This window comes from Sorangium sp. So ce693 (genome assembly GCF_051521375.1).
GTDB classification, from domain to species: domain Bacteria; phylum Myxococcota_A; class Polyangia; order Polyangiales; family Polyangiaceae; genus Sorangium; species Sorangium atrum.
On record NZ_CP150347.1, the window covers coordinates 3,616,493 to 3,640,056 of the forward strand.

At 71.7% G+C, this 23,564-nt stretch carries 21 protein-coding genes and 1 tRNA gene; 17 read left to right on the top strand and 5 right to left on the bottom strand.

Going from position 1 to position 23,564, the window contains the following annotated elements:
* Nucleotides 1–108: 108 nt before the first annotated feature.
* The 7 genes from WMF14_RS13830 to rodA all read left to right on the top strand — a co-directional run bounded on the left by WMF14_RS13830 (nt 109) and on the right by rodA (nt 7,167).
* Nucleotides 109–1,041 (top strand): RNA recognition motif domain-containing protein, encoded by a 933-nt coding sequence (locus WMF14_RS13830; protein WP_437801436.1) that lies wholly within the window; start codon nt 109–111, stop codon nt 1,039–1,041.
* A 195-nt stretch (nt 1,042–1,236) separates the two neighbouring features.
* Nucleotides 1,237–1,398: a 50S ribosomal protein L33 gene (gene rpmG / locus WMF14_RS13835; protein WP_012235039.1), complete on the top strand. Its 162-nt coding sequence runs from the start codon at nt 1,237–1,239 to the stop codon at nt 1,396–1,398.
* Nucleotides 1,399–1,511: 113 nt separating this feature from the next.
* Nucleotides 1,512–2,546: a rod shape-determining protein gene (locus tag WMF14_RS13840; protein ID WP_276598056.1), complete on the top strand. Its 1,035-nt coding sequence runs from the start codon at nt 1,512–1,514 to the stop codon at nt 2,544–2,546.
* Nucleotides 2,547–2,695: 149 nt separating this feature from the next.
* Nucleotides 2,696–3,553, top strand: coding sequence for a rod shape-determining protein MreC (gene mreC, locus WMF14_RS13845; RefSeq protein ID WP_272103238.1), 858 nt, complete (start codon nt 2,696–2,698; stop codon nt 3,551–3,553).
* Nucleotides 3,554–3,557: 4 nt separating this feature from the next.
* Nucleotides 3,558–4,082, top strand: coding sequence for a hypothetical protein (locus WMF14_RS13850; RefSeq protein WP_272103239.1), 525 nt, complete (start codon nt 3,558–3,560; stop codon nt 4,080–4,082).
* Nucleotides 4,079–6,034, top strand: coding sequence for a penicillin-binding protein 2 (gene mrdA / locus WMF14_RS13855; protein WP_272103240.1), 1,956 nt, complete (start codon nt 4,079–4,081; stop codon nt 6,032–6,034). The genes WMF14_RS13850 and mrdA overlap by 4 nt, the downstream gene beginning before the upstream one ends.
* Nucleotides 6,031–7,167 (top strand): rod shape-determining protein RodA, encoded by a 1,137-nt coding sequence (rodA, locus tag WMF14_RS13860; protein ID WP_272103241.1) that lies wholly within the window; start codon nt 6,031–6,033, stop codon nt 7,165–7,167. The genes mrdA and rodA overlap by 4 nt, the downstream gene beginning before the upstream one ends.
* 21 nt (nt 7,168–7,188) lie before the next feature.
* On the opposite strand, the gene WMF14_RS13865 is transcribed toward rodA, so the two are convergent.
* The 3 genes from WMF14_RS13865 to WMF14_RS13875 all read right to left on the bottom strand — a co-directional run bounded on the left by WMF14_RS13865 (nt 7,189) and on the right by WMF14_RS13875 (nt 10,420).
* Nucleotides 7,189–8,490: a GTP-binding protein gene (locus WMF14_RS13865; protein WP_437801437.1), complete on the bottom strand. Its 1,302-nt coding sequence runs from the start codon at nt 8,488–8,490 to the stop codon at nt 7,189–7,191.
* 130 nt (nt 8,491–8,620) lie between these two features.
* Complete coding sequence (locus tag WMF14_RS13870; RefSeq protein WP_272103243.1) at nt 8,621–9,322, bottom strand: PA14 domain-containing protein; 702 nt, start codon at nt 9,320–9,322, stop codon at nt 8,621–8,623.
* A gap of 93 nt (nt 9,323–9,415) precedes the next feature.
* Nucleotides 9,416–10,420 (bottom strand): rhomboid family intramembrane serine protease, encoded by a 1,005-nt coding sequence (locus WMF14_RS13875; RefSeq protein ID WP_437801438.1) that lies wholly within the window; start codon nt 10,418–10,420, stop codon nt 9,416–9,418.
* A gap of 310 nt (nt 10,421–10,730) precedes the next feature.
* On the opposite strand from WMF14_RS13875, the gene WMF14_RS13880 reads away from it, so the two are divergent.
* From WMF14_RS13880 to WMF14_RS13925, 10 genes are all read left to right on the top strand, one after another.
* The gene (locus WMF14_RS13880) at nt 10,731–11,393 is read left to right on the top strand and encodes an RNA polymerase sigma factor (RefSeq protein WP_437801439.1); all 663 of its coding nucleotides are present in this window, start codon (nt 10,731–10,733) and stop codon (nt 11,391–11,393) included.
* Nucleotides 11,390–12,244, top strand: a complete 855-nt coding sequence (locus WMF14_RS13885) for a hypothetical protein (RefSeq protein ID WP_437801440.1) — start codon at nt 11,390–11,392, stop codon at nt 12,242–12,244. Before WMF14_RS13880 ends, WMF14_RS13885 begins: the two co-directional genes overlap by 4 nt.
* Nucleotides 12,244–12,846: a hypothetical protein gene (locus WMF14_RS13890; RefSeq protein WP_437801441.1), complete on the top strand. Its 603-nt coding sequence runs from the start codon at nt 12,244–12,246 to the stop codon at nt 12,844–12,846. Before WMF14_RS13885 ends, WMF14_RS13890 begins: the two co-directional genes overlap by 1 nt.
* Nucleotides 12,847–12,930: 84 nt before the next feature.
* Nucleotides 12,931–14,742, top strand: a complete 1,812-nt coding sequence (locus WMF14_RS13895; RefSeq protein ID WP_437801442.1) for a DnaJ domain-containing protein — start codon at nt 12,931–12,933, stop codon at nt 14,740–14,742.
* A gap of 160 nt (nt 14,743–14,902) precedes the next feature.
* Nucleotides 14,903–16,732: a molecular chaperone DnaK gene (gene dnaK, locus WMF14_RS13900; protein WP_272103249.1), complete on the top strand. Its 1,830-nt coding sequence runs from the start codon at nt 14,903–14,905 to the stop codon at nt 16,730–16,732.
* 34 nt (nt 16,733–16,766) lie between these two features.
* On the top strand, nt 16,767–18,101 hold the full coding sequence (locus tag WMF14_RS13905; protein WP_437801443.1) for a hypothetical protein: 1,335 nt from the start codon (nt 16,767–16,769) through the stop codon (nt 18,099–18,101).
* 112 nt (nt 18,102–18,213) lie between these two features.
* A complete protein-coding gene (locus tag WMF14_RS13910) occupies nt 18,214–20,241 on the top strand; it encodes a M1 family metallopeptidase (protein ID WP_437801444.1) in 2,028 nt (675 codons plus the stop codon).
* On the top strand, nt 20,238–21,152 hold the full coding sequence (locus WMF14_RS13915; protein WP_437801445.1) for a hypothetical protein: 915 nt from the start codon (nt 20,238–20,240) through the stop codon (nt 21,150–21,152). Before WMF14_RS13910 ends, WMF14_RS13915 begins: the two co-directional genes overlap by 4 nt.
* 86 nt (nt 21,153–21,238) lie before the next feature.
* Nucleotides 21,239–21,311 (top strand) — tRNA-Phe (locus WMF14_RS13920).
* Between the two features lie 329 nt (nt 21,312–21,640).
* A complete protein-coding gene (locus WMF14_RS13925) occupies nt 21,641–22,126 on the top strand; it encodes a response regulator (RefSeq protein ID WP_272103253.1) in 486 nt (161 codons plus the stop codon).
* A 105-nt stretch (nt 22,127–22,231) separates the two neighbouring features.
* On the opposite strand, the gene WMF14_RS13930 is transcribed toward WMF14_RS13925, so the two are convergent.
* Both WMF14_RS13930 and WMF14_RS13935 read right to left on the bottom strand, forming a co-directional pair.
* Complete coding sequence (locus WMF14_RS13930) at nt 22,232–22,579, bottom strand: hypothetical protein (RefSeq protein WP_272103254.1); 348 nt, start codon at nt 22,577–22,579, stop codon at nt 22,232–22,234.
* Between the two features lie 346 nt (nt 22,580–22,925).
* Nucleotides 22,926–23,498, bottom strand: coding sequence for a hypothetical protein (locus tag WMF14_RS13935; protein WP_437801446.1), 573 nt, complete (start codon nt 23,496–23,498; stop codon nt 22,926–22,928).
* Nucleotides 23,499–23,564: the final 66 nt, after the last annotated feature.

A 23,564-nucleotide genomic window follows, 5' to 3' on the forward strand; every position in this document is an offset into this window, starting at 1 on the left:
GGGCGATCGAGGCGCGCTCGCGAAAGGCTCCGCATCATCGACATCGATCACGGAGCGAGTGGACCAAAATAAGAGGGAACGCAGGGGCCAACCCCAGGTTTTTCTACAATGGCTGAAGATTCGCGTAAGTTGTTCGTGGCGGGCTTGCCCGACTCCATCACCGAAGACGTTTTGCGGCAGCTCTTCGAGGCCACCGGCGGCAACGTCGTCGAGGTCAGTCTTCCGAAAGATCGCGCGACGGGTCGTCCGCGCGGGTTCGGCTTCGTCACACTCTCGACGACCGGCGAAGCCAACGCCGCGCGCGAGTCGCTCGACGGTTCATTTCAGGGCGGCAAGTCCATCTCGGTCCGCCCCTTCCAGGCCGAGCCGCCGCGGCGCGAGGGGCGCCCGATGGGCCCCGGCGGTGGTCCCGGCGCTGGCCCAGGTGGCCCTGGCGGCGGTGGCGGTATGGGCGGCGGCGGGCCGGCTGCAGCGCCCGATCGCACCCTCTACGTCGGCAATCTCCCCTACGACGCGAGCGTCGAGGAAGTCGAGGGGCTCATCGGCGCGACGGGCGCCGGTCCCGTGGTGCGGGTCCACCTCCCGATGGATCCTGACGGTCGCAAGCGCGGCTTCGGCTTCGTGACGATGGCGAGCGCCGAGGCAGCGCGCGGCGCGATCGATGCCCTGCGCGGCGTGGACGTGCGTGGTCGACGGCTCGTCGTCAACCTTGCACACCCGAAGGGTGAGCGGCCGGCGCGCGAGGACCGCCCGGGCGGCTTCGGCGGTGGTGGCGGCTTCGGCGGTGGTGGCGGCGGCTTCAGCGGCGGCGGCGGCGGTGGCTTCGGCGGCGGCGGCGGCGGCGGCTTCGCCGGTGGTGGTGGCGGAGCTCCTCCGCCGCCTGCGCGCAAGACCTTCGATGATCGCCGGCGGCGCGGCAGTCACGACGGGGATGGTCCTCCCGGCGGTGGTGGCGGTGGCGGCGCTGGTGGTGCTGGCCGGCGCAGCAACAACAAGAACTGGGATCGCGGCCGCACCGGTGACGACTGGGACGACGAATGAGCGCTCCCGGTTGACAACTGCATCGTTTCTCGTAGGGTAGCGCCCTCCAGACGGGCGGTCGGGCGTCGCTGATCCGGCACACGTCCTCTGGTGCCCCCCGCCGGTTGCGGTGCTAGCGCTTCCCGTGCTGCCCGTGCCTAGGTTCAACCAGGGCCGCCTGTGGAAACAGGTCGGCCCTGTCTTCGGAGACCTCCGATGCGCGACATCATCAAGCTGACGTGCGGCAACTGCGGCCGCGCGAACTACCACACGACGAAGAACAAGCGGACGATGACGGACAAGTTCGTCATCAAGAAGTTCTGCCCGACCGAGCGCAAGCACACCGAGCACAAAGAAGGCAAGATCTCGAAGGGCTAGGCCACGCTGCACCGCTGGCCGCTGCCGCCGGGCCCGCGCAAGCGGGCCCCGGGTCGGGCTGCTGCGTCCTCCGTGGTGCTCGGCTTAACCTCTTTCCTTTCTAGGGCGAAGCGATGATCTTCGACTGGCTCTACGGCCTGTTCTCGAACGATCTCGCGATCGATCTCGGCACCGCAACCACGCTCATCTACGTGAAGGGCAAGGGCATCGTGTCATGCGAGCCCTCGGTGGTCGCCGTCCAGCGCGATGCTCGCGGCGGCAAGAAGGTGCTCGCCGTCGGCCGCGAGGCGAAGGAGATGCTCGGTCGCACCCCAGGCAACATCCAGGCGGTGCGGCCTCTGCGCGACGGCGTCATCGCCGACTTCGAGATCACCGAGGCGATGCTCCGGTATTTCATCGCGCGCGCGCACAACCGCCGCACGCTCGTCAAGCCGCGCATCATCATCTGCGTCCCCTTCGGCATCACCGAGGTCGAGAAGCGGGCGGTGAAGGAGAGCGCCGAGGGCGCTGGCGCGCGCGAGGTCTACCTCATCGAGGAGCCGATGGCGGCGGCGATCGGCGCCGGGCTGCCGATCACCGAGCCGAGCGGCAACATGGTCGTCGACATCGGCGGCGGCACGACCGAGGTCGCCGTGATCTCCCTCGCCGGCATCGTCTATTCGCAGAGCGTGCGCGTCGGCGGCGACAAGATGGACGAGTCGATCATGGCCTACATGAAGCGCAAGTACAACATGGCCATCGGCGAGCAGACCGCGGAGCGCATCAAGATCACGATCGGCAACGCGTACCCGCTCGAGCAGCAGCTCACGATGGAGGTCAAGGGGCGCGACATGGTCGCGGGCATCCCCAAGACGGTCGTCGTCAACTCCGACGAGATCCGCGACTCGCTGAGCGAGCCGACGAACGCCATCGTGGACGCCGTGCTCATCGCGCTGGAGCGCACGCCGCCCGAGCTGGCGGCCGACATCGTCGACAAGGGCATCGTGCTCACCGGCGGCGGCTCGCTCCTCAAGAACCTCGACGTGCTCCTCCGCGAGGAGACGGGGTTGCCCGTGATGGTGTGCGACGACCCGATCAGCGCCGTGGTGCTCGGCAGCGGCAAGGCGCTGGATCACCTCGAGCTCTTGAAAGAGGTCACGATCAGCTGAGGGGCGTCTTCGTGTCCCGCCCGTGAGCACGCCGGCGGGGGTGTTTGCGGCGCGCGGCGAGCCGCCCCGCGCCGGGGTGGGCGCCGCGCGCGGCGTCGAGAGGGGTGGCCTCGCGGGGCGCCTCGTACTACCTGGGTCCGGGAGCCACGGTGAACCTCAAACGCTACCGCGACTTCGTGATCGTGCTGTTGGCGCTCGCGGTGCCGTTCTGGTTCCTGCGCGCCAGCATGCGCGACCCCAAGCAGAACACGGGGGCCGACCGGATCATCATCAGCATCGCGGCGCCGATCCAGTACGCGGCCGCGACGCTGGCGCGTGGGATCTCGAACCTCTGGGGCGACTACATCTACCTGGTCGACGTCAAGGAAGACAACGCCAGGCAGGCCTCGCAGGTCGCCCGCCTACGAGAGCGGGTGCGGAAGCTCGAGGCGCTCGAGGAAGAGAACCGCCGCCTGCGCAGGCTGCTCGACCTGCGCCAGAGCCTCCGGACCGACGTGGTGAGCGCCCAGGTCGTCGGCAAGAGCACCAACGATTTCTTCCGGGTCGTTCGCGTCACGCTCGATCGCGAGGCGCGGGACATCGTCTCCAACTTGCCGGTCCTCTCCGCGGACGGCGTGGTCGGCACCACGCTGAAGAGCGCCGGCGACACGGTCGACGTGCGGCTCGTCGTCGACGGGGGCAGCGGCGTCGACGTGGTGGTCGAGCGCACCGGCGCGCGCGGCTTCGTCCGCGGCACGGGCGACGAGAGCAAGTACTCCTGCAGCGTCGAGTACGTGCAGCGCACCGACGAGATCGAGGTCGGCGATCTCCTCGTGACGAGCGGCGTCGGCCGGCGCTTCCCGAAGGGGATCCCGGTCGGGACCGTGACGCAGGTCGTCCGCCGCGACTTCGGCATTTACCAGCAGGTGTACGTCGCGCCCGCGGTCGATTTCTCGCGGCTGGAGGAGGTGCTCATCGTGACGACGACGCCGCCGGAGGAGACGCCCCCCCAGGCGCAGCGGAGGTGACGCGATGAGAAACTCCGCGTTCCTGGCGATGGGGGCCGCCCTGCTGATCCTTCAGTCGAACCTGTTCCGGCTCATCGGCAAGCTGAACATCCCGGGCTCCACGCCGAGCCTTCTCCTGCCGCTCGTCGTGTTCATGGGGGTGCACGAGTACTCGATCGCGCGGGGCGCCGCGCTCGCGTTCCTGCTCGGGTACCTGCTCGATCTCTTCACCGGCGCGCCGGTCGGGCTGTTCACCTTCATCACCGTCGCGACCTTCGTCGTGTCGCGGGCGGCCGGCGTGCGGCTCGCCGCGCAGACGCTCCTCACGAAGATCGCGCTGGCCTTCGTCTTCGGCCTCGTCGAGGGGGTGCTCATCGTGATCCTCACCGCCATCTTCGGGGGCGACGCGGCGCGCACCCGCGCGCTCGCCCGGCTCGTCGCGCCGCACGCTGTCTCTACGGCGCTGTTCGCGCCGTTCGTCTTCCGGCTGGCCGAGCGCGTGCACCAGGCGACGATCAACGTCCCGCGGCCAGGGGAGAGCCCGCGGTGAGCCTGCTCGTCCAGCGCTCCGACGTGAGCGAGTTCCGCCGGCGCTTCCGGTGGATCGCGCTCGGCATGGTCGTCGGCTTCATGGTGCTCCTCGGGCGCCTGTTCTACCTGCAGGTCCTCGAGGTCGACGAGAACAAGGCCATCGCTCGCGAGAACATCGTCCGGCGCGTGACGCTCGCGACCACGCGCGGGATCATCCGGGACAAGAACGGCAAGGTGCTCGCGGCGAGCCGGCCGTCGTACAACGTCTACGTCGTCCCGCGGCGCCTCGACATGGAGACGATCTGGCCGAAGCTCGTCGAGTACCTCGGCGTCGGGATCGAGGAGCGCGCGAGGCTCGAGGCGCTGATCACCTCGATCCGCGCCGACGAGGGCCCGCGCAAGAACCAGCAGATCCTGCTCAAGGAGGACATCTCGCGCGACGCCGTGGCGACCTTGGCGACGCACGACGCCGAGCTGCCGGGGGTCGACGTGGTGCCTGTCCCGGTGCGCTACTACCCGTACGAGGAGGTCGGCTCGCACGTCCTCGGCTACATGGCCGAGGTGGACGCCGAGCGGCTCGCGTCGCTCCGCAGCGTCGGCTACATCGAGGGCGATCGCATCGGCGTCACCGGGATCGAGCGCGCCTGGGAGAGCTACCTGCGCGGCACGCGCGGCTGGGAGAAGGTGCTCGTCGACGCCAAGGGGCGGCGCAGGGCGGGCGGCGACGGGATCATCGAGGAGCCGCGGCGGGTGGACCCGATCCCCGGCCGCGATCTCCGGCTGACGCTCGACGCCGACATCCAGAAGGCGATCGACAAGGCGATGCGCGGCGAGCTCGCCGGCGGCGTCGCGGTCATCGACGTGCGCACCGGGCGCATCCTCGGGCTGTACTCGAAGCCCGGCTACAACCCGAACGCGCTCTCCGGCGGCTCGGGGAAGCAGGTCATCCGCGACGCGTTCCGGCGGCTCTACTCCGATCCGCTGAAGCCCGCGCTCGACAAGACGCTGTCCGGGGCGTACCCGCCCGGCTCGACGTTCAAGCCGTTCACCGCGCTGGCGGCGCTCGAGAAGGGGCTCATCGATCCCCGCCAGTCCTCGCGGTGCCGGGGCGCGCTGACGTTCGGCAAGCGCACCTTCCGGTGCACGCACGTGCACGGGCCGGTCGCGATGCAGCAGGCGATCGCGGAGTCGTGCAACGTCTACTTCTACCGGCTGGCGGCGGAGTACGGCGTCGGCATGGACGTCATCGCGGAGATGGGCCAGCGCTACGGGCTCGGCGCGCGGACGGGGCTCGGCATCAACGCCGAGGCGGGGGGCAGGATGCCCACCCGGGCGTGGATGACGCTCCGGAACAAGGGCCAGTTCCGCCTCGGTTTCGGCCTGAACGCGGCGATCGGCCAGGGCGCGACGACGGTGACGGTGCTCCAGCTCGCGCTCGCGTACGCGGCGCTCGCGAACGGCGGCACGCTGTACCAGCCGCAGATCGTGCGGGCCGTCGAGACGAGCGCCGGCACGGTCGTCCAGGAGTTCACGCCGCGCGTGCGCCGCCAGATCGACATCCGGCCGGAGAACCTCTCCCTCGTGCACCGGGCGATGGTCGCCGGCGTGAACGAGGAGGGCGGCACGGCGTTCAAGGCGCGCGTCGCGGGCGTGGAGATGGCGGGCAAGACGGGGACCGCGCAGGTCTCGCACCGGCTCACCCGCGGCGTCGAGGCCGAGCGGGTCTGGTACTTCAACCGCGAGCACGCCTGGTTCGCCGGCTACGCGCCGACGCGCTCGCCCGAGGTCGCCGTGGTCGTGCTCGTCGAGCACGGCGGCACGGGCGGCAAGCACGCGGCGCCGGTCGCCTTCGAGGTCGTCCGCGCGTACCAGGAGCTCGCGAAGGAGCGTCGCGGCGGCCCGAACGAGGGGCCGCGAGCGGGCAAGAGCAGCGCGGGCCGCGCGCCCGCCGCGTCGGGGCGCACGCCATGATCCGGGGTGACTCTCTCTCTTCGCGCGATCGCGATCATTTCGACTGGCCGCTGTTCATCGCCGCGGTGTCCATCGCGGTGCTCGGCGTGGTCAACCTCTACAGCGCGACGAGCGTCTACTCTGGCGCGCGCGCGGAGCTCTACATCAGCCAGGTGTACTGGCTGTTCATGGGCGGCATCATCGGCGGCGTGCTGATCGCGCTCGACTACCGGCACCTGGAGCGCCTCGGCTACGTACTCTACACGTTCGGCGTCTTCTCGCTGGCGCTCGTCTTCGTGCTCGCGCGCGACGTGCGCGGCTCCGCGCGGTGGATCGAGTTCGGCGCGTTCCGGTTCCAGCCCAGCGAGTTCATGAAGGTGTTCCTCGTGATCGCGCTGGCGAAGTTCCTGCACGACGATCCGCGCAACGAGGGCCGCACCCTCCGCGATCTGGCGATCCCGGCGGCGCTGACGGCGGTCCCTGCGCTCCTCGTGCTCAAGCAGCCCGATCTGGGGACAGCGCTCATCCTCGTGTTCGTCTTCCTGACGATCGCGGCGGTCACGCGCGTGCGGTGGAGGAGCGCCGCGCTGTTCGTCGTGTCCATCGCGGTGGCGATCCCGATCGTCTGGGAGTACGTGCTGCTCGACTACCAGCGCGCGCGCGTGCTCGTGTTCCTCCACCCCGAGGAAGATCTCCTGCACCGCGGCTGGCACGCCCACCACTCGCGCGTCGCGATCGGCAACGGCGGTCTGTTCGGCAGCGGGTACCTGCGGGGCACCCAGAACCAGTTCCTCTTCCTGCCGGATCAGTTCACGGACTTCCCGTTCCCCGTCTTCGCCGAGGAGTGGGGGTTCATCGGGTGCATGGTCCTCGTGTGCCTCTATGCGTTCCTGGTCGTGTGGGGGATCCGCATCGCGTCGATGGCGAAGGATCGCTTCGGCGCGGTGCTCGGCGTCGGCTGCGCCGCGATCATCTTCTGGCACGCCGTCATCAACCTCGGCATGACGTCGGGCGTGCTGCCGGTCGTCGGTGTCACGCTGCCCCTGTTCTCGTACGGCGGATCGAGCGTGACCACGGTGATGGTGGCGATCGCGCTCCTCATGAGCGTGTCGATGCGCCGCTACTCCGGCGTCGCCTCGCTCGATCGGCTGTGATGGCGCGCCGTACGGACCGCGTCAGATCGTGCTTTCGGCGAGCCGCGCTTCGACGACGAACGCGAAGGCCTTGAGCGCGTCGCGCTCGGTGATCTCGCCGCCAGCGCGCGCTCTGCGGACCACGGCGCGAAAGCCGAGGTAACGGCGCCCGTCGAGGCCGAGCAGCGCCGGCACCGTCGCGGGGTCGCGCGCCGTACCGCTCGATCCCGCGAGCTCCGCCGCTTTGTCGAAGATCGCCGCGACGAGCGCGTCGCAGCGCTCGATCGCCACGGCATACCCCTCCGCGGCGATCGCCGCCTCGATCTCCGCGATCGCCTCCCGCTCGGCGGTCGGCCAGAGCGCGACGAACGAGAGGCCCGGCTGGGCGAGGTGCTTCGTCGCCGCGGACGGGCCGTCCGCGCGCGCGGTCGCCGGGGCGTCCGCCGGCGCGGCCAGCCTCCGGGCCGCGAGCTGCAGCGACGGCGGGAGCCCGCGGCTCACCGGATCCCTGACGCCGGCGCTGCGCGGCGCGAGCTCGACGCGAGGCGATGCCGTCGCGCCGGGCGCGGCCGCGCCCTCGCTCGGATCGCCGATCGTCGAGTCCGGCGGCATCGTCGACCACGGCTTGCTGGGCGGCGCGAGCCTCGAGATCACTGCGTCGAGCGGCGCCGACGGCGGCGGCGACGCGTCGCGCAGGGCGGTGGCGAGCCCGCCCTCGATCGCGTCGAACCCGCCCAGCCCGCTCCCCATCGCGTCAGGCAGGCGGCTCTCGAACGCGCGAAGGACCGCGGCGCTGATCTCCTCGAGCCCCTCGTAGAGGCCGAGCCCCGTCTTCGCCGACGTGGCCAGCGAGGAGACGCGGGACGGGTTCAACATCGCGTCGAGCTCCGAGAGCGGCAGCAAATCAGGCAAATCGCGCTTGTTGTGCTGGAAAATGTGCGGGAGGTGATCGAGCGCCCGCCCCTGCTCGGCGAGGTTCTCGCGCAGGTTCTCCATGCTCTCCAAGTTGGCGTCGGCGCGCACGGCCTGCGAATCGCTGACGAACACGATGCCGTCCGCGCCCGTGAGCACCAGCTTTCGGGTCGCGTTGAAGTAGACCTGCCCTGGCACCGTGAAGAGCTGGAGCCTCACGTTCATCCCGCGCAGCTGCGGGAGCCGGACCGGCAAGAAGTCGAAGTAGAGCGTTCGATCGACCGGCGTCGCGAGGGAGACGAGCTTGCCGCGGTACTCGGGCTTCGCCGTGGCGTGCAAGTACTCCAGCGTGGTCGTCTTCCCGCCCAGGCCGGGCCCGTAATAGACGATCTTGAAGACGAGCTCGCGCGACAGTGGGTTCACCGACGCCATGGGCGCCGGCGACGATACACGAAAAGGCGGACGAGGGCGCCGCGGCGTGCGCGGGCGCATGAAAGCCCGCCGCGCGCCCCGCGTGCCCGCCAGGGCGGATCGCCCGCGGAGCGGCCCGCGCGGCGCTCCGTCAGCGGAGCCCGACGAGCGGCTCGAACTTGTCCTTCTGGCCGATCTGGAGCAAGAGCGCGACCTGGCCCCGCTGCGCCTGGAAGTAGTCGAGCCGCAGCCGGTGCGTCCCCTCCGTGAGGCGGGCCTCGCCGTCCACGGTCTTCGCGCTGTGGACGCCGTCGTTCGCGACCACGCGCTTGTCGTCGATGTAGAGGATCGCGCCGTCGTCCGAGGTGAGCCTGAGCTGGAACACGCCTTCCTGGGGCGCCTTGAACTCGCCCTCGAACCGGATCGCGAACCACTCGTTCTGCGCGAGCGCGCCAGGGAAGCCGCCGGAGAAGTCCTGTGACTTCACCTCGAACTTGTCCGTGTACAGCACAGCGAACGGCACGAGCCCGTCGAAGCTCGGGAGCTTCTGGGTGTTCTCGGGGAGCACGTAGGCGAGCCCCCGGAAGGCGCCGCCTTCCCCGTTGCCGAACGCGTTCGGGGCGGTGATGCGCGGCGCGTTGTTCGTGGGCAGACGCCACTTCTGGGTCCTGCGCCGCTCCGGCTCCGGGTCGGGCTTGGCCGGCTTGCGTGACCGGGAGGCTTTCTTTGCGGGCGGCGGGGGCGGCGGCGAGGCCTCTGCCGGCGTGTTGCCGCTCTGGATGGTGACATGGCAGCCGCTGAGGAGAGACGCGGCAAGCACGCACGAGGCGATGTGCGACGAGGTTCGGACCATGACGTCTCCTGGGAGGGAACGGGCGGATTGGCCCGTCCCCGCGTGAATGCGAGGATGGCGCTTAGACGTTCGAGCCGTGCGCCGCAATCAGCGTCACGTCGCGTCAGGGGCCCCCGGCACGAGCGAGCCTGCCGGCCGAGGGCCGAGCGCCTCGAGCGCGTCCTCGGGAGGCCGCTTGGACTGGCCGTGCAGCGCGGGCCCGGGCGCCTCCTGCCGCGCGTTCCCGTCGAGCGATTCCGCTGCGCGCCAGACCGGAGAACGCTGGGCGAGCACGAGCGCGGCGAGGCAGGCGAGCACGCTGGCGAGCGCGCCGGCGTTCATCACGCCCTCGTACCGGCCGCGCGCGGGGCCCGCGTAGGCCAGCCCGAGCAGCGCGCCGCTGGCCAGGCCCCCGATGTGCGCGGCGTTGTTGATGCGGACGCCCGTGCTCGATGCGTTCACGACGAAGCCGAAGAGGACGATGTAAAACACGGCCTGGAGCGCGAGGTCCTTCCATCGCGGGTCGCGGCGGCGGAGCAGCCAGCCGAGCAGGAGGCCCATCACGCCGAACACGGCGCCGCTCGCGCCCGCGGTGCACACGACCTCGGGCTGCACGACGAGGTTCCATGCGGCGCTCGCGCCGAAGCCGCACAGGCCCGTGAGCACGTAGGTGATCGCGAACCGCGCCGAGCCGACGGCGGGCTCGGCGGCGCGGGCGAGCATGCCGAGCGTCACCATGTTCATGCCGAAGTGGAGGACGCCCATGTGCACGAAGACCGCAGAGAGCAGCCGGAACGGCTCGAAGGGCGCGTCGGGCACGAGGAGGAGCGCGCCGAAGCGGAGGTAGCTCGACGCGTCCCACGGCGAGAGGAGGCCGAGATCGCGGGAGTGCGCGGCCATCAGCTGGCCGACGAACACGAACGCCGTGAGCCCGCCCAGGATCTTGGTCGCGAGCAGGCTTCGCCCGTCGAGGCGTCCTCGGGTCGGCGCGGCGTGGGCAGGAGGCGCGAGGAGCGGCGCGCCGCAGCGGATGCAGCGGCTGAAGTCCCCGCCGTTGAGGGCGCCGCAGCGCGCGCAGTGCAGCGAGCGCCTCCGTTCGCCGGACGGCCCCGCCGTCACAGGGCGGTCCCGAAGCCGGGGTATGGGGGGGACCTGAACGCTGTATCGAGGGTCACCTGGGCTCCTTTCACGTCGGACGCTCCGCGTGGAGGCCGGCACAATGTGGCGGCTCCTGGCCGTAAGGTCCACGGCTTTGGGCCGTTGTCGAGGGGTGAATGCCGTGGCCCTCCCGCGCTCGGTTTCGCCTGCGGTTCCGCCTGCCGGTGCGCGCGCCCTCCTCGCCGGGGGCGCGCGGCGGCCCGACGGCGGCGCGCGGGGGCTCCTCGACCGCGGGGCGCGCCGGCCCGAGAGGGGCGCGAGGCGGACACCGGTGCGCTCCGTTCTGCGTCCGGGTATCGTCGCCGCTGTGACGGCGGTGGCAGCAGCGAGGCCCGATCTCGAGGCGGAGCGCCTGCTGTGCGAGCGCGCCGCGCAGGGCGATCGCCTCGCGCTCGGGCAGCTGCTCCGCAAGTACGGGCCGGCGCTGTACCGCGCGGTGCTGTTGCCCCGCCTCGGCTCCGACGCGGCCGCGCAGGACGCTCTGGCCGAGACGTACGCGCGCGTGATCGAGCGCTTCTACCAGTTCCAGTGGCAGAGCTGCGGCATCTATCCCTGGCTCCGCGTCATCGCGCTGCGCATCGCGCTCGACATGCTCCGCGCGCGCCGCCGCGAGGCGCTCTTCGAGCCCGAGGATCTTCAGCGCGAGATCGACGCCGCGGAGACCGACCTCACCGCGCGCGGAGAGACCGAGCTCTGCGAGAAGCGCGATCTCGCCGACGCGCGGGCGCGTGTCGAGGACGCGCTCGGGCGCCTCAACCCCCGTTACGCCGAGGCCATCCGGCTACGGGTGCTCGACGAGCGGCCCCGCGACGAGGTGGCCCTCGCGCTCGGCGTCAGCGTGGCGACGTTCGATGTCGTCCTGCACCGCGCCATGACCGCGCTGAAGAAGGCGCTCGCCGCGCCGCGCGCGGAGCGCAAGGAAGGAGCGCGATGAAGCCGCGGCCGCCCTCGGATCCGCGCTCGCCGCCGAACGGAGACGGCCCCCTGGAGCGCCGCGCCGGCGCGGATCGCGGCCGGCGGCTCGCGCTCGTCGCGCCTGCCGCGGAGCCCTTCGCGCCTGCGTCCGACGACGAGCTGCGCGCGGCGCGCGAGCTCGCGGAGGCGCTCGATCGCGGCGAGGTGCCGCTCGCGGACGCGCTCAGGGCGGCGGCTCGCCCCGCCGGACTCGACAGGGCGGAGCACGAGGCGCTGCTCGCGCGCGCGTTCGGTGACGAGGGCGCGCCGCCGACCAAGGCCGAGCTGCGCGCCGCCGAGCGCCTGCGGGAGGCGATCGAGCCCCGCGCCGCTTTCGGCGGTCGGCCGGGGCACGGCGGCGGCTCCGGGGGTGAGGGGACGCTCGGCTCGCCTGACGCGCGCGACGAGCTCGCGGAGCTCGCTGTTGCGCTCCGGGCCGCGTGGCGTCCGGCGGCGCTCCCGGAGCTCCGGGGGCGCGCGCTCATCGACCAGGCCTTCCGCGCCTCGCCCGCGCGCGGCCCCCGGCGCATCGCGCCTGTGACGATGGCGGCGCTCTCGACCCTCGCCGCGGCTGCGGCGGCCGTGGCGCTGATCTTCGGCCACAGCAGCGAGGAGCGCGCCTCCGTCGCGCGCGCGCCCGCGGCCGCTGCTCCGGCCGCGGCGGTCGCCGCGCGGCCCCTGCTGATCGAGGCGCGCTCGACCGCCGCTCTCTTCGATCCGGCCGCGCCCTTTCCTCGGGAGGGCGGTCAGACGGAGCGGATCGACCGCATCGCCGCCGCGCGCGCGTCGGATCTGCGCCAGAACCGCTACGCGGCGTGGGGGGTGCGCTGATGCGGGGCTCGCACCTGGTCGCCCTTTGCCTGGGGCTCCTCGCGGCGGCGCACCTCGGGTGCGCCCCGGGCGACGAGCGGGCGCGCGCTGCAGGGGGCCCGGGCGATCCGGCGTGCGCGTGCGCCCCGGCCCAGGTCGTCGATCCCACGCTCCTCGCCTTCCTCTCGAGGGCGCGCGCAGCGCACCATGCCGCCGACGTCGCGCTCGACGCGGGCGATCGCGCCGCTGCGCTCCGCGCCCTGGAGGGGATCATCGCCGCGCCGAGGCCGCCGGGGGCGCCGCCGGAGGTCGCCGAGGTGACGGCGGATACGTACGCTCGGCTGGCGGAGCTCCGGAGCGAGGCCGGCGAGTTCGACGCCGCGGCGCGCGACATCGACGCGGGCCTCCGGTCGGCGCCGGCGCCTTCTCATTATCAGGGCCACCTCTATGAGGTCGCGGGTGTTGTCGAGGAGCGCCGCGCGAAGGCGCTCGAGGCGAAGGGGGACCGCGAGGCGGCGACGCAGGCCCGCGCGCGGGCGGTCGGGCTGCTGGAGCGGGCGATCTCGATCCAGGACCAGGTGATCACCGAGGCCCTGAAGGGCCCCGGGGAAAAGCCGCGCTGAAGGGCGCGCTCACCGTGGTCTGCAATTGCGACGGGCGCGCGTTCGTCGTTAGACTCGAGCGGGAGGGGGCCGCTGCTCGACCCGATGACGTTGCGTGTTCCAAGGCCGAAGCCCGGGTACGATCTCAAATCGCTCCCGCTGAAACCCGCGGAGGCGTTCCTCCTGTCCCGGATCGACGGCGTCCTGACGGATCGGGATCTGTCCTTGATCACGGGAATGTCGCACGGCGATACCGTCGAGGCGCTGCGCCGCCTGCGGGACCTCGGCGCGATCCTCCTGGACGGGGAGCCCTCCGGACAGCCTCCGCCGCGGGACGCCGCGCGGCGCACGGCCGCGGTGGATCCGGAGAAGACGATGCCGTCCGGGTCCGAGGCCACCCCGCTCGGCCGGGACGCGCTGCAGCACATGGAGTCCCTGCCGCTCTACGATCCCGCCGAGCTCGACGAGCCGGTCGAGCTCGCCCCCGACCGGAAGCGGCGCATCCTCGACCTCTACTACCGCCTCGAGGATCTCAGCTATTACGCGCTGCTCGGCGTCGCGGATCAGGCGGACAAGAAGCAGATCAAGAGCGCCTACTACCAGCTCGCGCCGGAGTTCCATCCGGACACCTACTTCCGGAAGCAGCTCGGCTCGTACAAGCCGAAGATCGAGGCCATCTTCACGCGCATCACGCTGGCGCACGACACGCTGACGTCGAAGCAGCGGCGCGCCGAGTACGACGCGTACCTCGAGCAGACCCACAAGAACCGGACGATGGCGGCGCTGATCGAGCAGACGCCCCGCGACATCGCCACGATCACGACCGCCGTCGACGCCACGGTGCGCGCCGCGTTCGCCGATCCGCGCGACATGGGCGCGTCGCCCGGGCGTTATTCCTCCGAGCGCGCGCCCGCAGAGCAGGGCGCGTTCGCTGCGTCCTCCGGCGCCGCCGCGCCGGTTCAGCCGTCGCCGGCGCAGCCGCCCGCAGGAGCCTCGCCCGACAACGGAGGTGCGCCGGCGCGGAGCGCAGCGCCGACCACGCCTGTCGCGCCTGCTCCCACCGCCAAGGACCGGCGTGAGACGTTCGCGCGCAAGCTCACCGGAGGCCTGAGGCGCCATCCGCCGGGGGCGCCCTCTGCCTCGGCGGCCGCTGCGTCCGGCGCGGCTCCAGCGCCGGCCGCTGCGACCGCTGCGCCTCGGGCGGCCGCCGCGCCAGCTGTGGCGACCGCTGCGCCTGGAACGGCCGTCGCGCCGACTGCAGCGGCAGGCGCCCCTGCGGCGCCGCCGAAGGCCCCTTCCGGCGTGCGTTCGCCGGAGTCGATGCGGGCGGTCGAGGCGCTCAAGGCGCGTTACGAGAACGCCCGCAACGATGCGCTCCGGAGCCAGATCGCGCGGTACTCCGAGGTGGCTCGGGCCGCGCTCGAGCGGAGCGAGTTCGCGAGCGCGGCCAACGCCTACCGGATCGCCGCGTCGCTGGCTCCAGAGGACGCCGAGCTCCAGAGGGCCTCGGCCGAGGTGGAGCGCCTCGCGGCGGTGGCGCTGGCAGACGGCTACCTCAAGCAGGCCGAGTACGAGGCACAGAACGGCCGCTGGGTCGATGCGGCGCTGAGCTATGTGAAGGTGTGCAACGGCCGCCCGGACGACGCCGGCGCGCACGAGCGGGTCGCGTACGCGACGCTCCAGGCCGGGGAGAGCACGCGGCGGGCGGTGGAGTTTGCGCGGCGGGCGGTGGAGCTCGTGCCCGCCTCCGTGGAGTACCGGCTCACGCTCGCGCTGTCGTACGCGGCCGCGGGGCTCGCGAAGAGCGCGGCCGGCGAGCTCGAACGCGCCGCCGAGCTCGCAGGGAACGATGGTAGGCTGCGCGGCCTCGTCGCGCAGGCGCGCGAGCAGGCCAAACAGCAGGGGAAGCAAGTCTAGCGCCGGCCCTTACAGAAGGCGCGCCGGCCTCGGGCAGGCCCGGGGCGGCGCCTTCCGCAGGGACGGCGCACGATTGGCCCGCTCGGCTCCGCGAAACGGTCTAGCATCGTGGCCTCAGCGGCCGTTCGGGCCGAAGATCACAAGAGGAGCAGCGGCATCGATGGAGCGTGTCATCGGCATTGACCTTGGCACCACGAACTCGTGCGTTGCCATCGTCGAGGAGGGCGTCCCGACCGTCATCCCGAATCGCGGTGGGTACAAGACGACGCCGTCCATGGTCGCGATCACCGAGGCCGGCAAGCGGCTCTGCGGGCACATCGCGAAGCGGCAGGCGATCACCAACGCCGAGAACACGGTCTACGCCGCGAAGCGGCTGATCGGCCGCAAGTGGTCGTCCCCGCAGGTGAAGAACGCGATCCTGACCGCCTCGTACAAGATCGTCGAGGGGCCGCACGGCGACGTCCGCATCCAGCTGCGCGACAAGACGTACTCGGTCCCCGAGATCAGCGCGATGGTCCTCCAGGAGATGAAGCTGTTCGCCGAGGACTACCTCAACGAGCCGGTCTCGAAGGCGGTGATCACCGTCCCCGCCTACTTCAACGACAACCAGCGGCAGGCGACGAAGGACGCGGGCCAGATCGCGGGGCTCGACGTCATCCGCATCGTCAACGAGCCGACGGCGGCGGCGCTCGCGTACGGGTTCGGCAAGAACGTCGAGAAGACGATCGCCGTCTTCGACCTCGGCGGCGGCACGTTCGACATCTCCGTGCTCGAGATCGGCGCGGGCGGGGTCTTCAAGGTCATCGCCACGGCGGGGGACACGTTCCTCGGCGGCGAGGACTTCGACGCCCGCGTCATCGACTGGCTGGTGCAGGGCTTCAAGGAGCAGCACGACGTCGATCTGCGGCAGGACCGGATGGCGCTCCAGCGGCTCAAGGACGCGGCCGAGAAGGCGAAGTGCGAGCTGTCCAGCGTCCTGGAGACCGAGATCAACCTGCCCTTCATCATCTCGAGCGCGCGGAACGAGGCGTTGCACCTCCAGCGGACGCTCTCGCGGGCCACGCTGCAGGAGCTGTGCGAGGACCTCGTCGAGCGGTGCATCGAGATCTGCAGCCAGACGCTCGAGGACGCGCGGCTCGATCGCGACGAGATCGAGGACGTCGTGCTCGTCGGCGGCATGACGCGCATGCCCAGGGTGCAGGAGGCCGTGCGCGACTTCTTCGAGCGCGAGCCGTGCAAGGGGGTGCACCCCGACGAGGTGGTCGCGCTCGGCGCGGCGGTGCAGGGCGCGGCGCTCGTGGACGAGACGAAGCAGATGATCCTGCTCGACGTCACGCCGCACGCGCTCGGCATCATGACGTTCGGGTCGAACTTCGAGGAGCTCATCCCGCAGAACACCACGGTGCCCACGAGCCGGTCGAAGATCTTCACGACGAGCCGCGACAACCAGACCGCCGTGAAGATCCTCGTCATGCAAGGCGAGCACCAGAAGGCGACGGACAACGAGCTGCTCGGCGAGTTCATCCTCACGGGCCTGCGCCGCGCGCCGAAGGGGCAGGTCGAGATCGAGGTCACGTTCGAGATCAACAGCGACGGCATCGTCTCGGTGAGCGCGAAGGATCTGGAGACGGGCCAGCAGCAGTCGATCCAGGTGACCGCGTCGAGCGGCCTCACGAAGGAGGAGGTCGGCGAGATGATGGAGGCGGCGAAGGAGTACCTCGTCGATCGCCGCGCGAGCGACCAGTTCGAGGGCGTCCGGCAGGAGGCCGAGAAGCTCATCGCCGAGATCGAGCGGATGTTCCCGCAGGTCGAGCAGATCGTGGCGTCCAGCGACTTCGGCCGCGACGCCATCGGCAAGGCGCGCGGGATCGTGGATCGCTCGCGTCAGGCCATCGGCCGGCGCGACGCCGCCGCGGTCAAGGAGCAGATGGAGGCGCTCTCGCGCACCCACCGGATGTTCAAGGGCGTCGTAGCCAGGCCACAGGGGTGATGGGTGGCCGCGATGAGGGAAGACGATGCGGTCGGTGCCGCCTGACTCCAAGACCCTGGACTCCTCCTGGGGGCTCGACGAGGTGGACGAGCTCGAGGACACCCAACCGGTCGCCTCGGAGGAGCTCCTCGCGCTCGCCGCGCTCGCCCGCGAGGAGAATGGCTCACCGCGCATGGAAACCCCGCCCGCCGGCACGCCCCTGCTGCCGGACGGCGAGGGCAAGATCACGCTCCCGCCGCCGATCCCGGTCAGCGACTACGTGGCAAAGATGATGACCCGCCGCTCTCACTCGAGCTCCGAGATCACCGCCCAGCGGCAGCGCCCTCCGGAGGCCTTTCCGCCGGAGGGGTACCCGCCCGCCCCGCCGCCGCGCAGGACGATCCCGTGGGAGCCGCCGCCCGGCTCCTCGTTCTCGAGCAAACACGGCGCTTCCGGCCGAGAGGCGGCGAGGCTCGGCCTGGAGTGCGACGAGCCCGGGGTCCCGTCGCGGCCCAGCGGGCGGATGGGGTTCGGATCGCTCGACGCCGAGCGCGACTTCGGGGCGGAGCTCGACGACGATCTCCTGCGCGAGCCGAGCCAGCCGTACCCGCGCAGCTTTGGCGAGATCGACGTCTTCGGTGGCCCGCCGGTCGACGCGCGGGACGTCCACGTCCCCCCGGCCGCGAAGGGGCGCGTCCCTCGTCCGGACGACGGCGGGCCGCTGGGCATCGATTTCCGCCTCGATCTCGGGTTCGAGGAGCCGGGCCCGCCGATGGACGAGCCGCCGATCACGCCGCCGCCCGGCACGCTCCGTTACGGCCTGCTCGTGGAGGATGACGAGTCCGCGTTCCGCGGCGGGACGGGGGCGCTCGCCGGTTCGACCTCGTACAGGGTCTCGGGCGAGGCGCAGGGCGCGGGGCGCGCTCCGCGCCGATCCGAGACCGAGCGCGCGCCTGCGGCCGTCGCGAAGGCCGACAAGGGGGTTCATTCACGCGCGACCGAGCCCCAGCTGAGCGCCCAGGGGCCGCGGGAGCAGATGCAGCACCGGTTCGATCAGGGCGATTTCGGCGGAGCGCTCGTCCTCGCGGAGGGCCTGCTCGAGGAGAACCCGAAGGACTGGATGGCGCGGCAGTACGCGGACAGCTGCGTCGAGACGCTCCGGCAGATGTACCAGTCGCGCCTCGGAGACGGCTCGCGCGTGCTGCGGCTCGCGGTGCCCCCGGATCAGCTCCGCTCGCTGAACCTCGATCACCGCGCGGGCTTCCTGCTCTCGTGCATCGACGGCTACAGCTCGATCGACGAGATCCTCGACGTGTCGGGCATGCAGACGCTCGAGGCCTTGCGGCTCCTGTACGAGCTCGTGCAGGAGGGGATCGTCTGCAGCGTCTAGGCGCCGGCCTCGCCTGACGTCGCGGCGTCGCCTTCGCCTCATCGTTCCGAGCGGGCCGCCGCGTCCCCAGACCCGCCTTTCCGCGACGGCGCAAGCTCGCTAGGTTGCACCGGTGCGCACGGCTCTCCAGGCCGCTGTCGGTCTCCTCCTCGCGCTGCTCGCCGGCCGCATGGGCGCGTCGCTCGTCTCGACGATCCAGCCGATCGAGCCCGACGCTCCGGCGCGGCGGTCCTCGTCCGCTCCCTCCGGCGCCAGCGCCGCGCCGGCGCTGGCAGCTCCGGCGCCCGCGCCTCCGCCGGAGGCCGAGCTCGCGGCGCACGCCGATCCTGTCGCGAGCTACACGCTGCGCGCGAGCCTCGATCCGGCGCAGCACACGATGCACGGCGAGGGCACGCTGGTCTGGCGGAACGCGTCGCGCGCGCCGCAGCGCGAGCTGTTCGTCCACCTCTACCTGAACGCCTTCAAGGACGAGCGCACCGTGTTCCTCCGCTCGTCCATCGACGGCTTTCGCGGCAGCGAAATGCTGTATGATTACGGTCACATCCAGGTGACCCGCTTCGCGGTTCGCGAGATGGAAGGCGCGGACGTCTGGCCCCAGGGGAAGCCCACGACGCCCGGCGATCGCGACGACGAGACCGACATCCGGGTGGAGCTGCCGCGGGCCGTCGCTCCGGGCGAGGCGATCACGATCGAGCTCGCGTGGGACGCAGACCTCCCGTCGCTCGCGCTCAGGACGGGTCACTACGGGAGCTTCCACATGGTGGCGCAGTGGTTCCCGAAGATCGCGCGCCTCGAGCCCGACGGGAGCTGGGCGCACTTCCCATACCACCGGCTCTCGGAGTTCTACGCCGACTTCGGGGCGTACGACGTGACGGTCGACGTCCCGGAGCGCTTCGCGGTCGGGGCGACCGGCCGGCTCGTGGAGGAGCGGCGGGCCGACGGCCGAGCGATCCGCCGGTTCGTACAGGAGGACGTGCACGACTTCGCCTTCGCCGCGTGGGACCGCTTCCGCGAGCTGCGCGCCACGACCGATGACGGCGTCGCGATCCGGTGCCTCTTCCCCGAAGGAAGCGAGCGCGAGGCGGCGCTGGAGATCGACCTCGTCCGGTTCGGCCTCGAGCGCTTCGGCGCGGCGTTCGGACGCTACCCGTACGGCACGCTCACGATCGTGCACCCGCCGGAGGGCGCCGAGGAGGCGGGCGGCATGGAGTATCCGACGCTCATCACGACCGGCGGCAGCTGGCTCTGGCCCGTCGTGGGCGTGCGCTACGTCGAGGCGGTCACGGTGCACGAGCTCGCGCACCAGTGGTTCTATGGCCTCGTCGCGACGAACGAGCACCGTTACCCGTTCCTCGACGAGGGCCTCACCACCTATGCGGAAGCGGACGCGCTGCGCGCGCGCTACGGCGACGGCTCGTCGGCGCGGCTGCTCGGGCTCGAGATCGACCTCCGCACGCAGTACCGCGCCGACGCGCTCAGGTCGGGCCACAACGGCGCCGTCGCCCAGCCAGCCGCGGGCTTCGTCGACGGGACGGACTACCTCGGGCTCGTGTACGGGAGGCCCGCGGTGCTCCTCGCGACGCTCGCCGGCGTGTACGGCGAGGATCTCGTGCGGCGGGCCGTCGGCCGCTACGCGCGTGAGAACCGGTTCCAGCACCCCGGCCCCGAGGCGCTGCTCGACGCGGTGCGGCGGGAGGTGGGCGACGAGGCGGCCGAGGCGCTCCGCGCCGGGCTCTTCGAGCGGGCGTGGGTCGACTACGCGGTCGGGGCGTTCGATGCGTGGCCCGCGGACGGCGCGGCGCCCGCGCCAGGCGAGGCCGGGATCGACGCGGCGGGCTACCGCGGCCGCGCCGTCGTGCGGCGCCGCGGCTCGCTCGTGCTCCCCGTCGACGTCGCGCTGCACGGCGCCGACGGGAGCGTGCAGCGGGCGCGGTGGGACGCGCGCGACAGCGTCGCCGCGATCCCTTACGCCGGCGCCTCGCCGCTCGTCGCCGTGGTGATCGACCCCGACCACCGGGTGCTGCTCGACGAGGACCTCGCGAACAACGCGCGCCGATCGCGCCCCGACCTCCTCGCGCCTGGCGTGCTCTCGCGCGCGAGCTTCGCCGTGGGGCTCGCGCTCACGCTCCTCGGGCCATGAGCGCGCCGGTGGAGCGGGGCGCGAGCGATCCGGGCTCGGAGGGGGCCGCGGTGGCCGATCCAGGGCGCGGGCGGCGTGCGGTGGGGCGCCCCGCCGCGCACGAGCGGCCAGCGGCGGTCGCGCTGTACTTCGGCTACAGGGCGCTCGCCTCGTTCCTCGTCGCGGCGCCGCTGTCCGTCTTCGTGGCCCAGGTCGTCGGCGAGTACCCGCGCGGCGACGCGATCCTCTTCGATCCCGGCGGCCTGATGCTCGGCGAGCTCACGCGCCTCTCGGCGCATGTCGCCGCTGCCCTCGCCGCGCAGCTCGGCCTGGGCACCCTGCTGGCAGCCGCGCTCGGCCTGCTCCCGCTCGCGGTGCTCCTCGCCGCGCTGAGCCAGGAGGGACCGCTCTCCGCGCAGGACCTGGGAGGCCGCGCGGCGCGCGCCCTGGGCCCGCTCGCGCTGCTCTGGGGCGTCGCGCTCGCGGCGCAGGTCGCCGCCGCGGCGCTCGTCCTGCTCCCCGGGACGAAGCTCTGCGCGGAGCTCCCGGTCCTGCCGCGCGGCCGCGACCTCGCGGCGATCGCCGTCGCCGCGGCCGCGCTGGTACCTGTCGCGGCCATCGGCCTGCTCCACGATGTCGCGCGGGTCGCTGTGGTCGGCGAGCAGCGGGGCTTCTACACAGCCGTCTCCAGAGGGCTCGACGCGCTGCGTGCTGCTCCGCTCGCGGCCGCCTGGGCCTATGCGTCCAGGGGCGTCCTTGCTGCCGTCGCGCTCGCCGGCGGGGCGTGGGTCGTGCACCTCGCCGGGGTCAGCACGGGCCTGCGCGTCGCGGCCGCGCTCGCCGTGCAGCTCGCGGCGTTCGCCGTCGCGGCCTACCTGCGCGCCTCGTGGCTCACGGCCGCCCTCCGGCTACTCGATCGCTCCGCCCCCTGAAGAATTCCTTGACATTCGGCCACATCCACGTAACGTAGCCCGCCCGTGACCGACGCTTCCGGCGTAAGCGCGGGGCCCGCAGCAAAGCCCAGGTAGCTCAGTTGGTAGAGCAGAGGATTGAAAATCCTCGTGTGGGCGGTTCGATTCCGTCCCTGGGCACTACTGTTTCCTTCCTTGGACCGGCGAGCAAACGCCGCCGTACCGTCTTCACGCGAGCGTGAGCAGCCGTTCTGCACGGCGCAGCCGCTTGTCGTGGGTTCGCGGGTAACTCCGCCTCTCGCCAGCTGGCCTCGTCGGCTCGCTGCGGAAGAGGGCAGGGCGCAGCGGTCTGTTCAGGAGTACTTTCGCGGGTTTGGCCACATCGGGTGACAGTGGAACTTGGTTCCGGTGCGGTAGCGATCCTGATAAGGTGACGGGGGGATCACTCGTTGCAACCTGAACACTCCGGAGGCGCCCCAGGGAACGCGCCTCCTCATGGAGGCTCCCTCATGGCCGATCGTCGTGTCGACTCCTCGCGAAAGAGCTCTCCGGAAACGGCCTCCGCTTCCGACTCGGCGCCGCGGAGCCGGCCGTCCGCGCCAAGTAGCCAGCCCAGCGAGACCGCTCGAAAGAAGAAGATCCTCGTCGTCGACGACTCGCTGACTTCGCTGCTGTCACAGCAGCTGACGCTCGGCGTGGACGACTACGACATTGTCATCGCGCGCAACGGCAAGGAGGCCATCGCGAAGGCGATTGCGGAGCGCCCCGATCTCATCCTGATGGATGTCGTCATGCCGGCGATGGACGGCTTCCAGGCCTGCAGGTGGCTCCGCGCGTTCGATGCGACGAAGACCGTCCCGATCATCATGATGACGACGAGGAGCGATCAGACGAGCATCAAGATCGGCTTCGCGAACGGGTGTACCGACTACCTCATCAAGCCTTTCGACAGCAATACGCTGCTCACGAAGGTCCGCACCCACCTAGGCGAATAAGCGATCTCGCCCCCTCGGCGCGCGCGGGCGTCAGAGGCTGGGCTCCGGGAGCCGAGCCGAGCCTCCGCCCACACAGGCGCCCGGCGCCCGTCACGCGGTCAACCCTCAGTTAAGATTGAAGGCGGCCCAGAACTTGAGCCCGGTCGCCAGATCGGCGCAGCCGCTCAGGTTGTCGACCTGTTCGCGGCACCCATCGACGTCGACCGCGCCGCTGCGGCACGCGAACTCGTCATCCACGCAGGAGAGGGCCTCGTCGAACTGCTCCTCGCAGCCCTGCGAAGCCGCCTCGCGCTCGGCGTCTTCGAGGTTGTCCACGCAGTCCTCTTCGTCGTCCGGGCTGCAGTCTCCGGTGCAATCGCACCTGTCCTCGCACAGACCCGAGATGGAGGGCCCGCAGCCCGGAAGCATGGCGAGCGCGAGGACGACCGTGAACGAGCAAGCGAGCTTCAACATTGTACCTCCGACTGGTCGCGCGTCGCGCGAGCTACGATGTCGTGGCCTGTCTATCGCGTCCGCGGAGGGGGTACAAGCCGCACGTTCGGCGTCCCGGACGCGCGCGGCGGCGCGTCAATCCGGGCGCCTCCTGGCGCCTTTGCAGCCCTCGGCGCGTCACGCCGGGGGCGCGGCGCGCCGACTCGGCTGCTGCCAGGCATCATGAGCCCGACCAGGGCGTCTACGGCTGATCCAGCGCCGAAAACCAGCGGTGTTGGCCACGGGCCCCTGCTCACGCAGGCATTCCCGGAGCCACCCTCCCTCGCTTCGTTCTGCTCGACTCCCGCGCGGTTCCGTTCAGCTCCGTTCAGTTCCTCGCGGCACCATCGGCCTGCGCTGGCCAGAGCCGGCGGAACCCGACGCCGAGGAGCGCGCCGTCGTCGCGCTGCACCAGGCCGCCGAAGCGGCACTTCTCCACCAGCGTACCTTCGGCGAGGTCTCCGCCGTCCTGAAACCGGATGCGCTGGCCCTCGCTCAGGGCCGCAAAGACGCGCGCGTCGGCCGCGACGGCAAGGAGCGAGTCCGGCGCCCCGGCGCGCAACGGCGCGAGGTTGGCAGGGCGCGCTCGGTGAACAACGCCCCGACCGGCCACGGCCTGAGCACGCGCCGAGCTTCGAGCTTCGTCCTGGGTGGAGGATGTGGTTGTTGTGGTGTCAATCCACACATCGACGGTGGTGCCACGCCTGTACAGGACCACCCCGGGGAGCGCCTCGCCCGCGGCGGTGGTCAGCTGGACCAGCTCGCCCACGCCGGGCTCGGTCGACGCGCGCCCGCCCAGGCGCTCACGCACCGCGTCCACCGTGGGCGTGGTCGACGCAGGCGCCGTGGCGCGATCGGCGCGGCCCCGATGGAGCAGGGGGAGCGAAAACTTGCGCGTCATCGGCCCCGACCATTCTACGCGAACCGACGCGCCCTCGCTCGGATGCAGCCCTGGGATCCGCGCCTG

What these genes read in the sequence shown, in the direction of transcription:
- WMF14_RS13885 (WP_437801440.1), top strand. Translation starts at nt 11,390, where the DNA reads ATGAAGCCGCGGCCGCCCTCGGATCCGCGCTCGCCGCCGAACGGAGAC.
- WMF14_RS13930 (WP_272103254.1), bottom strand. Translation starts at nt 22,579, where the DNA reads ATGTTGAAGCTCGCTTGCTCGTTCACGGTCGTCCTCGCGCTCGCCATG.
- WMF14_RS13890 (WP_437801441.1), top strand. Translation starts at nt 12,244, where the DNA reads ATGCGGGGCTCGCACCTGGTCGCCCTTTGCCTGGGGCTCCTCGCGGCG.
- WMF14_RS13865 (WP_437801437.1), bottom strand. Translation starts at nt 8,490, where the DNA reads ATGGCGTCGGTGAACCCACTGTCGCGCGAGCTCGTCTTCAAGATCGTC.
- WMF14_RS13925 (WP_272103253.1), top strand. Translation starts at nt 21,641, where the DNA reads ATGGCCGATCGTCGTGTCGACTCCTCGCGAAAGAGCTCTCCGGAAACG.
- WMF14_RS13850 (WP_272103239.1), top strand. Translation starts at nt 3,558, where the DNA reads ATGAGAAACTCCGCGTTCCTGGCGATGGGGGCCGCCCTGCTGATCCTT.
- WMF14_RS13895 (WP_437801442.1), top strand. Translation starts at nt 12,931, where the DNA reads ATGACGTTGCGTGTTCCAAGGCCGAAGCCCGGGTACGATCTCAAATCG.
- WMF14_RS13935 (WP_437801446.1), bottom strand. Translation starts at nt 23,498, where the DNA reads ATGACGCGCAAGTTTTCGCTCCCCCTGCTCCATCGGGGCCGCGCCGAT.
- WMF14_RS13915 (WP_437801445.1), top strand. Translation starts at nt 20,238, where the DNA reads ATGAGCGCGCCGGTGGAGCGGGGCGCGAGCGATCCGGGCTCGGAGGGG.
- WMF14_RS13840 (WP_276598056.1), top strand. Translation starts at nt 1,512, where the DNA reads ATGATCTTCGACTGGCTCTACGGCCTGTTCTCGAACGATCTCGCGATC.
- rodA (WP_272103241.1), top strand. Translation starts at nt 6,031, where the DNA reads ATGATCCGGGGTGACTCTCTCTCTTCGCGCGATCGCGATCATTTCGAC.
- rpmG (WP_012235039.1), top strand. Translation starts at nt 1,237, where the DNA reads ATGCGCGACATCATCAAGCTGACGTGCGGCAACTGCGGCCGCGCGAAC.
- dnaK (WP_272103249.1), top strand. Translation starts at nt 14,903, where the DNA reads ATGGAGCGTGTCATCGGCATTGACCTTGGCACCACGAACTCGTGCGTT.
- WMF14_RS13830 (WP_437801436.1), top strand. Translation starts at nt 109, where the DNA reads ATGGCTGAAGATTCGCGTAAGTTGTTCGTGGCGGGCTTGCCCGACTCC.
- WMF14_RS13870 (WP_272103243.1), bottom strand. Translation starts at nt 9,322, where the DNA reads ATGGTCCGAACCTCGTCGCACATCGCCTCGTGCGTGCTTGCCGCGTCT.